At 47.0% G+C, this 14,423-nt stretch carries 10 protein-coding genes; all 10 read right to left on the reverse strand.

The window, feature by feature from the left end; translation table 11 throughout:
* Nucleotides 1-48: 48 nt before the first annotated feature.
* Nucleotides 49-1,038, reverse strand: coding sequence for an ABC transporter permease (locus OIU26_RS01115; protein WP_040103529.1), 990 nt, complete (start codon nucleotides 1,036-1,038; stop codon nucleotides 49-51).
* Nucleotides 1,031-2,107, reverse strand: a complete 1,077-nt coding sequence (locus OIU26_RS01120) for an ABC transporter ATP-binding protein (protein WP_264215735.1) — start codon at nucleotides 2,105-2,107, stop codon at nucleotides 1,031-1,033. The genes OIU26_RS01115 and OIU26_RS01120 overlap by 8 nt, the downstream gene beginning before the upstream one ends.
* Nucleotides 2,107-3,054 (reverse strand): GDSL-type esterase/lipase family protein, encoded by a 948-nt coding sequence (locus OIU26_RS01125; protein ID WP_019687812.1) that lies wholly within the window; start codon nucleotides 3,052-3,054, stop codon nucleotides 2,107-2,109. The genes OIU26_RS01120 and OIU26_RS01125 overlap by 1 nt, the downstream gene beginning before the upstream one ends.
* A 175-nt stretch (nucleotides 3,055-3,229) precedes the next feature.
* Nucleotides 3,230-3,910, reverse strand: coding sequence for a TIGR00266 family protein (locus tag OIU26_RS01130; RefSeq protein WP_013371584.1), 681 nt, complete (start codon nucleotides 3,908-3,910; stop codon nucleotides 3,230-3,232).
* 228 nt (nucleotides 3,911-4,138) lie between these two features.
* Nucleotides 4,139-4,876, reverse strand: a complete 738-nt coding sequence (locus tag OIU26_RS01135; protein WP_058829692.1) for a CAP domain-containing protein — start codon at nucleotides 4,874-4,876, stop codon at nucleotides 4,139-4,141.
* Between the two features lie 204 nt (nucleotides 4,877-5,080).
* Nucleotides 5,081-5,542, reverse strand: coding sequence for a GNAT family N-acetyltransferase (locus tag OIU26_RS01140; RefSeq protein ID WP_013371586.1), 462 nt, complete (start codon nucleotides 5,540-5,542; stop codon nucleotides 5,081-5,083).
* Nucleotides 5,535-6,719 (reverse strand): formate-dependent phosphoribosylglycinamide formyltransferase, encoded by a 1,185-nt coding sequence (purT, locus tag OIU26_RS01145; RefSeq protein ID WP_165082418.1) that lies wholly within the window; start codon nucleotides 6,717-6,719, stop codon nucleotides 5,535-5,537. Before purT ends, OIU26_RS01140 begins: the two co-directional genes overlap by 8 nt.
* A 129-nt stretch (nucleotides 6,720-6,848) precedes the next feature.
* A complete protein-coding gene (locus OIU26_RS01150) occupies nucleotides 6,849-8,687 on the reverse strand; it encodes an ABC transporter ATP-binding protein (protein WP_058712283.1) in 1,839 nt (612 codons plus the stop codon).
* Nucleotides 8,684-10,459: an ABC transporter ATP-binding protein gene (locus tag OIU26_RS01155; protein ID WP_013371589.1), complete on the reverse strand. Its 1,776-nt coding sequence runs from the start codon at nucleotides 10,457-10,459 to the stop codon at nucleotides 8,684-8,686. Before OIU26_RS01155 ends, OIU26_RS01150 begins: the two co-directional genes overlap by 4 nt.
* A 256-nt stretch (nucleotides 10,460-10,715) precedes the next feature.
* Complete coding sequence (locus tag OIU26_RS01160; protein WP_264215736.1) at nucleotides 10,716-14,384, reverse strand: dynamin family protein; 3,669 nt, start codon at nucleotides 14,382-14,384, stop codon at nucleotides 10,716-10,718.
* Between the last annotated feature and the right edge of the window lie 39 nt (nucleotides 14,385-14,423).

A 14,423-nucleotide genomic window follows, 5' to 3' on the forward strand; every position in this document is an offset into this window, starting at 1 on the left:
GGTTTTCACCAAAAATGCAAACAGATGTTTTCTTTTACCTTGTCCATTTTAATTCAATATATCCCGTTTCGTAAAGACGGCGAATGAAACAATCAACGCCGCAGCCCCCCAAATGCCCAGTACAGCTAAAGAAAACGGCAGGGTCATTCCCTCAATCGGGGCAGGGCTTCCAGATAAATAATCGGTTAATCCGAGGTTAACCATAAATAAATATTTGGCGCTCTGCCAAGATGAAGCCATGTTGGTCAGTATAGTGCCCGAAATGAGCGCGGCCATCATGACCACGATACTTGCAGCTGTACTACGTACCAGAACAGATACCATAAAGGCTAACGAAGCAACCACCAGACTGACAAACCAGATCAATCCGGCTTGCAGCATCAGGTAATGCCATTGTGGAATTGCATGTACAGCAGACAAATCCACCGTCGATCCAACAATTTGAAAGCCGGTAAATACCGGAACATTAAAACCACGAAAACCAAAAAACAAGCCTGATATGAGATAACTAATGACAAATACGGCCAAAATGATGAGCGAAACGAACATATACAGTGTCAGCAGCTTGCTCAGCAGTATTTTCCACCGCCTGACCGGCCGAGTCAGCAACATTTTTATCGTGCCTGTCGTCCGTTCTCCTGAAACCAAGTCCGAAGCAATGGCCATGATCAACAACGGAACGAACAGATTTATGGAGTTATCCATAAACTCTCTGGTAAAAGTGACGCCACTCGGCTCATTAGGATTCACATCATTCTCCAGATAATATTGCATCTGCTGCACAAAGACCCGACGATAGGTCTTCCATTCCTCAGGAACCCTATCGCTGCCCAGCGAGTTTTGGTTATCGGTAATGGCCTGACGCAGTTCCAGCCGCCAATCATTGCCGAATTTCTCGCGATTGTTTTCTGCCACTTTCATCTGAGCGTACGTAAAAATCGGCACAAGCACAAGCAAAACAAGTAAAATGACATAAAATCGTTTCTTCTTGATAATTTTAAGGGTTTCATTTTGTACGAGCGGTAAAATATTATTCAAGTATCTCACCTTCCGTCATTTTCAGGAATAGTTGCTCCAGTGTAGGATTAATTTTGGTTACACCTTTAACGGAAATACCGGAAGCTGTCATGTGTGCGACCAGCTTCGCAATATGCTCTTCATCCATTTCTGTAAAAATAGCATCGACTCCGCTGTCTGCAACAATGCTGTCATCAATTAATTCATCGGTGTTCGTAATTATGTGCACATACGGAGAATTTTGCAATAGGGCAAGGCCCTGATCGCGAGGCTCCAGCTGCCATACAGCCATATGTGAGTGTGTCTCAACCAGTTCCTGTACCCCACCAACAGCCAGCACCTTTCCCCGACTAATAATTGCCACACGATCACATAGCAACTGGATCTCGCTGAGCAAATGACTGGAAACAAATACAGCCATGCCTTCTGCCGCTAACAAACGGATAAAAGCTCTCATCTCTTTGATTCCCTTGGGATCTAGCCCGTTCGTCGGCTCATCCAAAATGAGTAGCTTAGGTCTGCCAAGCAAGGCTTGAGCTATACCAAGACGTTGGCGCATCCCCAGTGAATATGTACTTACCTTATCATGGATGCGACGATCGAGCCGAACCAACTCAACCACCTCGCGGATGCGCTGTTCATCTACACCAGGCTGCATGCGGGCAAAATGTTCTAAATTCTCCCATCCTGTCAGGTAGCTGTACACCTCTGGATTTTCCACAATAGAACCAATATGCCGTAAAGCCTGCTCAGGGTCACGATTTACATTATGACCGCATACAGTTATTGTCCCTTCCGTAGGCTTAATTAAATCGACCAGCATACGAATAGTCGTCGTTTTTCCAGCTCCATTGGGGCCGAGAAATCCGAAAATTTCACCTGCGCGAACGTCGAACGTTACATCATGAATGATCATTTTGCGTTTAATGCGTTTCTTAACATGCTGAACAGAGAGCACGATTTCATTATTGCTGCTGTCTCTGTCTGCGCTACCAACCTGATTGGAGGAATGAAGACTGGACACTGCATTCGTGGATGTCGAATCTTGGGTCACGCCAGCCTCGGTCTTGTCAGCAGATTGGATGCTCATTACTTGTTCCCTCCCTTTTTCGCTTCTGCAGGTTGGCTACTTGTAGACTGCTGTTTAGGATTTACATGATCGGTATCCTTCGTCGTGGTAACAGCAAATCCTTGTGCGATACGCTCAGCAATTGCCTGATAACCCTGTCCGTTGGGATGAAAATGATCGGATGATAAATAGACGGGCAAATTTTGCTCGAATAAATCGAAAGTTGGAACCAGCGTCATATTACTGTTTTGATTGGTAATTGCCATGGCAGCCATATTCCATTCAGTTACCACAAGATTACCGGGAATTTTCATTTCCCGCAGATCACTGAATGGATTATACAATCCTACATAGACAATTTTAGCATTCGGATTGATTTTCCCTACCTTTGTCAGTACCTTTTGCAGACGTTTGGCTGCATCAGGCAGAGCTTTGCGCAAACCGCTGAGTGTAGGTGGCTCTTTGCCGGTTTGGGCCGCCTGTGCGCCCTGAAATAAATCATTTCCGCCAATCGAAACTATAATCACATTAGCCTTCTTCAATACATAAGACACACCAGGCTCATCCAGCTTGGTTAAGAGTCCTTGAGTCGTCAGTCCATTAATCCCTAGATTATTTATGAGCTGAGCTTTATGTCCTTCCTGATCATTTAACAAAGTCACCGACCGACGCACAAAACCACTTCCAGAGTCATCCCCCGTTCCTTTGGCTAGCGAATCGCCAATGGCAGCTACACGCAATTCTCCCGTCTGAGCAGTAGCCGATGGTGCAGTTTGTGTCTGCGATGAACCGGATTGTACAGGTTGAGTACTTACCAATGGCTCTGGAGCCGTGATACTTCGTACTGCTGCAATAAATCCGTACAATAATAGCAGTGTGGCGGCAATGGAAACGGAACCGACAGACCGCCAAATCCATTTTGATGAATTCACTCGTGTTCCCTCCTGATAGCTTGGTGAAATAAACATAAAGCTTCTCCTATCATTTTGCAAATAAACCGTTCTGGTTCAAGCGAAAATCAATGATTACAATCCCACATAATTTTCCATGAACATACTAAAAAAGGATGGAAAACTCCCATCCTTTTATCATACTTTTTGTGCGAATAGCTCTTCCTCTCATCAGCAATCAGACGGAAAGAAACTATTTGCTATCAGGGATGAAACTTCTAATCCATTGTCCAAAACTACCCGGATTTCGGCTTTGAATCAGTACTGTGCCTTCACCGCGAAAACGACATACAAGGGCTTCCCCACTCGTTACGCTGGACAACCAGCCTTTAGATGCTTTTTCAATTCTATAATCCATATAATCCGGCCACGCCACTAGATGAGCATTATCAATAATACGCTCCTCTCCTGGCGCAATATAAATAGGGTGAATGGCTCCATAAGAGGATAGGAATACTGTGCCTCGGCCACTGATTTCTACAATAAAAAAACCTTCACCGGAGAATAAACCTTTCATCAGGTTTTGCATTTTGGTACTAACCTCAATACCTTCTGTACAGGCCAAAAAACCGTCCTTTTGGACCAACAGCCTATACGTGCCATCTAGTTCCACTGCTTGTACATCACCTATGCTTGCGGGGGCTAGCAGTACTTCAGCGGGTCCCCGGGCTGCCCTCAGCTCTTGAAAAAAGAATTTTTCTCCGCTCAGCATTCTGCCTAAACCACGTAACAGTCCACCGTCTACCGTTCCCTTTATATCTACACTGGAAGACATGGAAACCATCGCTCCCATTTCCGCTTTAATGGTTTCTCCGGGGCTCAACTGTACCTTGAGCATAGCAAAGGCACCTTCATGCACGATTTCGTAGCTCATTTGTTCACCTAGCTTTCCAATAGTAGTCTGTTATCCATTCAGCTTACTGTCATCATACTATAAGCGCGTCCCATATGTCTTTTCTGGGATAGAGCAATGGTTTATGCTTGAAGAGTCATAAGCGACATAAAAAGACCCGCTGAACGTTGTCAGCGGGTCTCTAAATTACGTTTCGTCACTATCTTTTTATAAACAGAAATAACGTTTGAAACGTTTTTTTCTATCAACTTAGTTACGTGTGAACTCTTGTACCCAATATCCATTGTAGTAAGCCACACCGATTTGTGTATATTCTGCCTTCAAAATATTTTCACGATGTCCCTGACTATTCATCCAGGCCTTCATTACTTCTTGTGGTGTTTTTTGTCCCATTGCAATATTCTCACCCGCATACGTATAAGTTACACCGAATTTTTTCATCATATCAAATGGTGAACCGTAAGTCGGAGATGTATGGGAAAAGTAATTGTTCGTGCTCATGTCCTTCGCCTTCGCTAAGGCTACTTCTGTAAGCTTCGCATTAGAGGTGAGGGGCTTCAGACCTTTTTGGCTGCGCTCGTTGTTTACAAGCTTTACCACCTCGGCTGCAAATTGAGACTTGCTCAGTTGTGCATTAGAATCTGTAGACTGACCTGCACCTGAGTTGGCGTTTTGTGTTTGGGTCTGTTGCTTGGTAACAGTCTTTGAAGCCTTTTGGCTAGCCTGATTCGTCGTTTGCTTGCCAGAAGAAGGATTTGCTGTTTTTGTTTTAGCCTTGTCCTTTTCAGAATAATCCTTAATGACAGTCTTCGTTATTGTTGTCGTCCCGTTGGACATATTGACTGTATATCCGTTATTTTGAAACCATTGTTGTAATTGGGCAGACAAATCGTCAGCTGGTGAAGCTGATGCCGGAACGATGAATCCTGCGGATAAAACGGCGCTTAAGCTTCCCATCACCAGTGTTTTTTTCAACATATTCTTCATTTCGTCATCTCCTTGTTGTATAAGTGCCTTGGTGTGAACGTCTCAGGTTACAACTTTGTAATCTTTACTCTAGCAGTATATCATGTTTTATAGCATCATCAATGGTATAAAAGTTGGAAAAAAAATAGCCTGCTCGGCAATGGCGAACAGGACTAAGTTAAAAATATTGAGGCTTTAAGTATTAGATTGTTTGTTGCAAGCTGATTATCTAAGCTTTTTGCTGAAACGGTAGCCTTGCTTCTCAAAGCCGATTCGGTTGTAGAAAGCACGGGCCTCTACTTGTTTGATGCGGTTATTCGCTCCAGTAATGAATAAATGATAGCAGCCTTGCGCACGCCCCCACTCCTCACCACAAGCAACCAATCGTTTGCCAATGCCTTCGCCGCGATACTCCCCGCTCACGACCAGCATGGTGATTTGTACAGCAGGATCAGGATAGGCCAGGCTTTGAGCCGTATGCATGCCGATTACTCCGACAACACAACCATCCATTTCTGCAACCATCATATTCGCTTGACTGTCCTCCTGCGCTGTTCCCATAACTTCTTTCATAACGCCACAAGTCATCGGGTATCCGACTTCTCTAAGTAGTCCAGTTACGGCTTCACAATCGCCAAGCTCTACGGAACGAATTGTCAGTACTGGAATCATCACACTGTTAGACATGATTTACCTCCACTTTCAGCATATTGGCAGCTTCTTTGGCTGTCTTCCGTGCTGTCTCCACATCTTCTGCAGCGCTAAGCGCTACAGCCATCCGGCGTCCCGGCTTGGTTTCAGGCTTCCCGAACACTCGCACCTGTGTCCGGGGTAGCAATAGTGCATCATGCAGACCGCTTATTGCGAAATCGTGCGTAGCCACTTCTGCCTTCAAGGTAGCTGAAGCTCCTGGTGTAAGCAGCGTGACCGAAGGCACCGGGAATCCGAGAATCGCCCGTACATGAAGCGCAAATTCAGACAAATCCTGCGTGATCATGGTTACCATACCTGTATCATGCGGACGCGGGGATACTTCACTGAATATGACGCTATCAGCCGTTAAAAACAGCTCTACGCCAAACAATCCGTAACCACCCAGTTCATCCGTAATCGTACGGGCAATGTCTTGCGCCTCCGAAAGCTGCTTGTCCGTCATGCCATGAGGCTGCCAAGATTCGACATAATCCCCATCTTTTTGAATGTGGCCAATCGGTGGGCAAAAAGTCGTGCCTGATTCCGATCTGACGGTCAATAAGGTAATTTCGCTCTCAAACGGGACAAAAGCTTCAACAATGACACGTGTCGTTTTGGCACGCGCGCCTTCCAGCGCCGTATTCCAGCAGGATTCTGCGTCTTCGAGTGTCCGGCATACAGACTGTCCTTTACCCGACGAACTCATTAAGGGTTTGACCACACATGGCGTGCCCAGCTCTTGAACCGCCGACCGTAACTGCTCAAAATGATCTGCAAAACGGTAGGCGGCAGTCGGAAGCTGTAATTTCTCGGCAGCCAACCTGCGGATACCCTCCCGGTCCATCGTAAGACGGGCGGCCCGGGCCGTTGGTACTACGTGAAATCCCTCTTGCTCTAATTCTTCCAAAGCACCCGTAGCAATAGCTTCGATTTCAGGTACAATTATGTCGGGCTGTTCCTTGCGAATTAATGCCTTCAACGCCTCAGCATCCTGCATATCCAGACAGTGAGAGCGATGAGCCACCTGCATTGCTGGAGCCAGCTCATAGCGATCTACAGCAATACATTCCACGCCAAGCCGCTGAGCTTCAATAATGACTTCTTTTCCCAATTCGCCGCTACCCAGCAGTAGCATCTTCTTAGCCTTGGCAGAAAAAGGAGCACCCCACATCTTGAACTCTTCCCCCTCTGACGATATTGCTCTGATCTCTTTTCATCTTTATTTTCAGGGTTTAGCTCCAAGAATGCAATAGTGCTCGGCATTTTAATTTACAAAAAACGCGATTTTTTGATCTTTTTTTTACAAAAATCTGAACTGTGCTTCCACCAGCCCCCGATATATTCCATGTTTTTTCATCAATTGTTCATGATTACCACTTTCCTGGATTTCCCCATGGTCCAGTACAACGATATGATCAGCATTCCGAATAGTGGACAAACGGTGAGCAACCATAAAAGAAGTTCTGCCTTCCAATAGAACCTGAAGAGCCTCCTGAATTTTCAGCTCCGTTTCCGTATCAATGCTAGCTGTGGCCTCATCCAGAATAAGAATTCGCGGATTAGCCAGTAAGGCACGAGCAAAGGATAAGAGCTGGCGCTGGCCCATGGACAGCATCCCTCCACGCTCCTCTACCTCTGTTTCATAGCCATCTGGTAAGTGAACAATGAATTCATGAGCATTGACCGCCTTCGCGGCCGCTTCAATTTCCTCATCCGTTGCATCCAAACGGCCAAATCGGATATTATCGCGTATCGTCCCCGAAAAAATAAATGTATCCTGAAGCACGATGCTAATCTGGCTGCGCAAGCTCTCCACCGTGACATCTCGCACATCATAACCATCAATGGTAAGTCGCCCTGACGTAATGTCATAAAAACGACTGAGCAAATTAATAATTGTACTTTTACCTGATCCGGTATGACCTACAAGCGCTATAGATTGACCCGCCTCGACAGAAAGATTAATACCTTTAAGCGCCTGACGTCCCTTTTCATATTCAAAAATGACTTTTTCAAATTGAATATCACCCCGGATAGGCGGTAAGGCTTTTGCTCCCGGTTTGTTTGCAATATTCGGCTGTTCATCCATGAATTCAAAAATTCTTTCTGAAGAAGCCATCGCAACCAGTAGCTGATTGTACATTTGACCCAGCCGATTGATTGGCTCCCAAAAGTTCCCTACATAGTTGGCGAATGCAACCAGCAGCCCCACCGTAAGCTGATCTGTCTGAATTAAATGCGCTCCAAACCAGAACAGCACAAGCGTACCTAATCCTCCGGTAATATCAATAAGTGGGCCAAAGACCTGATTCATAGCAGAAGCCTTATCCCACGATTTTTTACTGGAGCTGTTCATATCGTCGAAATAAGCCATGTTTTCCTGCTCCTGCGTATATGCTTGTGTCACACGAATTCCCTGAATAGATTCATTCAAATGAGAATTGATACGCGAGTTCTTCATGCGTACTTCTTGCCAGGCGCGACGGATGCGTACTCGCAGCTTGGTCGAGATCAAAAACATGATCGGAACGGTCACAATCACTGCCAAACCGAGCTTCCAGTTAATAAGCAGCAAAATAACAATAATTCCGAAAAGCTGTACGCAGTCAATCAGGACATTCACTGCACCATTCGTAAATAAATCCTGTAGCGAGTTAATGTCATTCGTCACACGTACTAATACAGAACCCGCCGGTCTTTTATCAAAAAAGTTAAAGGAAAGCTTCTGAATATGCTTGAACAAATCTTCACGCAAATCGTAAATAACCCGCTGACCAATAATATTGGTGAATTTAATGCGGTACGTACTGGCTGCCCATTGAATTAAATATAACAAGAGCACGGCACCCGTAATGAGCAACAATAACTTTACGCTCGGCAGTGCAGGCCATGCGGGAGCAATGGCCTTGTCAATGGCCAGACTGATCAAATATGGAACCGTCAGCTTAGTAATCGTGCCGAGAATCATCATGACCAGAAGAATCGGCAGAATCTGACGGGCATAAGGTTTCATGTATGCTAACAAACGTTTGAATTCCGCCCAGTTAAACGGTTTATCAATGACCTCATCATCTTGATATACAAAGCGCTCATTGGTCGGCTTCTTTAACGGTTTGGCTTTTTCTACTGGAATATTCATGGTCTCACCTGCCCTTCGGATACACCGTCTGGAGCCTCCGCTATGTAATCGGCGTATTGAATATGATACACATCTTGATATGGACCTGGAGTAGCAATGAGCTGTTCATGTGTTCCACGTTGGACGATTCGTCCTTCCTCAAGCACTACAATTTCATTGGCATGACGAAGCGAAGAGATTCGATGAGCTATAATAAACGTTGTGCGTCCACGCATAACCTCTTGAAAACCGGACTGAATTTCATGCTCCGTCTCCATGTCGACCGCACTGGTAGCATCATCCAGCACGAGAATTTTCGGATTTTTGAGTAGTGCGCGCGCGATGGCGATCCGTTGTTTCTGCCCTCCAGACAGTCCCAATCCACGTTCACCAACAACAGTGTCGTAGCCCAGCGGTAATTCAGTTATGAATTCATGCGCCTGAGCCAGCTTGGAAACGCGTATGATGTCATCCATACTGACATGACTTAACCCATATGCAATATTGTTGCGTATAGAGGACGAGAACAGAAACGTCTCCTGAAACACAGAAGAAATTTGAGCACGTAAATCGCGAATTTTCAAATGACGTATATCCGTCCCATCCAGCTTGATGCTTCCTGCATTCACATTGTAGGCTCGCATGAGTAGTTGAATAATGGTCGACTTCCCGGAACCTGTTCCTCCTAAAATCCCAATGACCGATCCCGGTGGCGCATCCAGATTGATGTCAACAACAGCAGGTAGCTTATTTCCGTAAGCAAAGGTAACATGATCAAACGTCACATGTCCCTTCACCTGATCGGCGTTGAGTGTAAGTGCATCAGCTTCATCGGTTACATCTACAGACTGATTCAGCAACTCCAAAACCCTTTCACCGGAAGCTTTGGACTGCGTATAGTTATTGATATGAAAGCCAATGCTCCAGATGGGACCGATAATATACCAAATTAAGCTAAAGAAAGCGACGAGTTCCCCCAAGGTCATTGACTTCTGGATAACTAGATATCCACCCATGCCCAAGAGAAGAACCACACTGACCGAGGCAATCAGTTCCATCGCAGGAAAAAATCGACTCCATAAGGAAGCAGCCTGAATTTGGTTACTTTTGTACTGCTCATTACGTACGGAGAATTTTTCCACTTCATAGGATTCGCGAGCAAAAGATTTAACGGTTCGCACACCTGTAATATTTTCTTGTACCGCTGTCGTCAGGGCGCTGAGAGCAATTCGCATTTCCTGAAAGGTGGGATGAATCCGAGATTCAAATTTGAATGTGACGAAGAGTAGCAATGGCATGCTGATCATCGTAAAGAGTGTGAGCTGCCAATTAATATACAGCATCATGATAGAGCCGAATACGACCATCAGTAGCACATTGAGGAGTTGCGCAAAACCAAACCCGATAAAGTTGCGAATCGCCTCCAAATCACCAGTCAGACGGGACATAAGATCCCCCGTTTTGGCGGTGTCATAATATCTGAAGGACAGAAATTGCAGCTTTTCGTAACAGGCATTGCGAAGTCGATACGCCAGATAGTTACCTAGCCGTCCGCCAAAAAAACCATGTAAAAATTGCATAAACCCTTTGATGATCACGACTCCCAGTACAGTCAGAGCCAGAACCGGAACTTTCTCGAAGTCACCGGGAATGATAGCGTTATCAATGAGCCGTTGGAGCAGGTTCGGATACACCAGTCCCAAGGCCGTCGCTATCGCAAGGCATAGAATGGAAAGAAATAGATAATGTCTCCTCTCACGAAAAAAAACTTGCAGTTGCCTGAGCACTTCCATGTCAAGTCCCTCCATTAGTTGCACGACGTTGTTATATGGCTTAGTGAAGTTTACCATCCGTGTTCCAAGGCGGCAAAGAGGATAACGGGCCGTTTTCAGGCAGGTTCGCAATTGGTAGGTGATTAGACAAATTAAATCGCTTTCTTATCATTGAATATGGCTATTTCCTCAGTTTTCCTTTCTTTTTGAAGTATGCTTAAAACACCGGATTGTCCCACAACCCGGTGTCCTGAACTTAATACAATCATGAACATATTTATATTGACTCTAAATTCGCGAGCTCATCAGCAAGCTCTTCCCAAACTTGTGGCTCCTCACCGCCCTTAAGTGCATGTTCCATACCACGAATCGTCTCCAGCATTTGCTCTCGTAGCTGTGCTTTCTGCCATGTTTGTTCCTCTTGCATCATAGCAACGTAAAAAGAAGACATTCGTTCTCGCTGCTGATCCACAGCTTCTCCGATTAACTGGCGTAATATGGGCTCCAGTCTAGTTTGTAAATTCGCCCGACCCATCCCTTCAAAAAATAGCTTTGGATTTTTAAAGCTATTCCAATAATCCTTCCACTGAATGGACTCCTGTAAGGAAATATCGCTCAGTTCGGGGACAGCCCATTCTCTAAATCCAGGAACTGTGCAATCTAGCCCATTCAACTGAAGGTTCATGTGATCTACGCACTGTTGGATAGCTTTACGCACCAAGGCTTGCCCTATTTTTTCTAGTCTGAGGGTGGTTGCCAGCAATTCCTGAGACAACTCCAGTTCGATCAATCGCAACAGCTCACGACCACAAGATGCAAAGGCCAAACGAAGATCACCTACTCCTTCACGCAAAACAGATGGATGGAACGCTTCTGCCATAAATTCACCCGTCCGGTAGGCTAGCCTTTGGCGAACATGATACAACAGTTCATCGGTTTCGTCCGACAGCACAGATCCACCATTGTTGTCAGTCGAACCAAGGAGCACATTCTCCAGTTCCCCACGAATTCGAGTTAATTGCTCTAATCGGAGCTCACGCTCTTCAGCGCTATACCGGGCATCAGCAGCATGTTGTTCTATTCGGCTCCGCAGACGTCCCAGCTCCTGCATAGCAGATGCAATAGACAAACCTGCCAGCTCTTCGGCTGCAAATGCCGAAAAATCATTTTCAAACACATCAAACCGTGAAGCTGCACGTAGCGAAGCCTCTCCCTGCTCGGCTGCTTCCAACGCCAGCATGCTGGAAAGCGGATAAATACGCGGCTTGCGGATTCCGTTCGCCTGAAGTTGTTCCTGTACATGCTGAGTCACAGAATATAGTTCATCTTCAGAAGACGCCAAATCGGATGCGTTGACAATAAAAAACGTCTGATTCAACGCCAATGTCTCTTTGACTCGGCCCAATTGATTCAAGAACTGCCGGTCTCCTTGCGTAAACGCATGGTTATAATATGTCACAAATACAAGAGCGTCTGCATGCTTCATATAATTGAAGGTCACACCTGTGTGCCGTGCATTCACAGAATCGGCACCTGGCGTATCCACCAGCACGATGCCCTGACGAGTCAAAGTGCAATCATAATAAAGGTCGATATGCTCCACAAAGCATGATTTGCGCTCGGATGCGACAAAATCTCGATATTGCTCTAGATTCACCTGAAGCTGTTGTCCTAGCAAGCTTTCAGCTTCTTCCCATCCAGCTGCAGCAGCCTTCAAAAAGCTGTAATGAGGCCTTCCCGCAGGATGAATGCCTTCTGGTGATAACGAATTTACGGCTTCTTGCCAGCCCACGGATGCTGGCTCTCCCAATCCTAATAACCGAAATGAGTATTTAAGATCTTCCCGCAATGCGTCCACTGATTTCATGTGGACGTCAGCCGTGGCATGGCGCTCATGACTTGTAGGCGCCATAATGCGGTTAATCGCTGCTGTAGTCGGATGCGGCGATACGGGCAACACCGCTTCGCCCAACAAAGCGTTGGCAAAGCTGGACTTCCCGGCGCTGAACGCTCCGAATAGCGCCAATGTAAAGCGCCCGTCCTCCAGTGCGGCGGCACGCGCATGCAAATCCCGAACAGCCGCTTGCATGGCAGGGTACGGGCTTATTAATGCAGCGGCGGCCTTCAATCGTGTCGCTGCTGCATCCAGCCGCGTACGGCGGCCCCCGGCGGCAGACTGCGCTGTCGTCATGCCTGCTTGTGGCTGCACCGATGCGTTGTGCGAGCCAGCAATGTCTGGACGCACGGCACCTGTTGAAGCCGTATCTGTCGGGGCAGCAGCGGCGGTATCGGCCACAGGAGCAGGCGTGCCCACACGGGGCAACCCGCCAGGCGCGGAAGCCTGCGGCAGCATGCTACGCAGCAGGTCGGCGTGCGAAGCCAAGGCTTGCAAGCGAGTGCTGTAACGGCTCGCCGCGTCCGCCTGCGCCAGCAACGCAGTGCGCGCATCCGCGAGAGCCTCGCGGTTGGCTTCGGCCCGTACCGCAAGCTGGGCCAGCAGGCGGTCTACCAGCGCCAACGCCTTGCGGCGGCACTCAGCGGTCACAGCAGCGCGTAAGTCCTTGCAATAGTTCAACGTATACTCCGGAGACAAAGCATTTTCCTTTACTGTCTGCTCTACCAGTTGCCGATCCATTGCAGGGCGGATGTCATCCAGCTCCTGTTCCATCGCAGCGGTCCACAAACCTTGACCTTCTCCCCATGACCTCAGTAACTCACGTACATGAGGCAACAGCTGTCCCTCCACCTGATCAGCCAGCATCCCTGCCAGCCGGTCCAAACGGCGCTCCTTTTCTCGCTCCGTCTTTCCTCCGGCAAACCATAACCCTGTTTTAAAGCCCGGCTTGCGGCTTTCTAAATATTCGCCAGCCGCTTCACGTAGCTCCGCAGGCGTGAGATGAGCATGTTCCAGTAGATGATCCAGCTCTTGACGCAGCCGTTTATGCTCCTGCTCTGGAAGCATCCTCCAGTGTTCATCCTCTTGCTGTAAGGCCTTCTGCTCTATGTCCAGGCGCAAAATGGCCTCTTCTCCACCTGCTTCTTTGAGCAGTACGTTCAGTTCCTCTTCTTCAGCGGCCTGCACCGTCTCCACATGCTGCTCTACCAAATGGTGCATAGAAGACACTAAACTATAAGCCAAAAGCTCTGCTTTGCGCTCCAGCAAATTCGGAATCAAGCACGTCAACTGCTCCCACTGATTCCAGGGGTGATTTTGCTCCTTCAAGGAAGTAAACAGGATGTCCGTGTAATGTACCTGCCAGGCATGAAAGCTGCTTTCCACCTCATTACGATAACGTGTAAAGGATAGCTCCCGCTCTCGGTGCTTATCGATTTGATTGATGATCAAATATAGTGGCTTGCCCCAATCCGACAAACTTTTGGCAAAAGACAAATTATTTTCAGATTGGACATGATTGTAGTCCATCACATAAAAAACAATATCAGCCCAATGTAAAGCTGAATGTGTCGCCATCGCGTGTCCCTGGTCTGTGGAATCTACGCCGGGTGTATCCAGCAGCACTCCTCCGCCAGATAATATCGGAACATCCTCCCATACTTCAACGGATTCATAGGCTCCACCATTTTTACAATACTCAGCAAGCTCGGACAGGGAAGCTTCCACGATTTCCGGCTCCGTGTTTTCTACCGATCGGGCTGGATGAATAAGCACTCTCGAACGTCCATGACGGATGGACACTACATTAGCGCTTGTAGGCACCGGTCCAGATGGGAGCACGGTTTTACCGCACAGGCTGTTAATCAAGCTCGATTTACCTGCTGAAAAATGTCCACAAAAGGCAATGGTCAGCTCTTGCGCATGCGCTTTTTCCAGTAAATCCCCTAGCGCCCTCGCTCCCGCTTCATCCCCTGTTTTACGCAAGTTATCCTGTATCTGTTCTATCGTATTCAACCACTTTTCCGCATCTCCTGTAATCGTTTGCATCATAAGCTACGGTTTCACTCCTTGTTTCTTATCTGCACCAAA

This window comes from Paenibacillus sp. BT-177 (assembly GCF_025846815.2).
Lineage (GTDB): Bacteria > Bacillota > Bacilli > Paenibacillales > Paenibacillaceae > Paenibacillus > Paenibacillus polymyxa_C.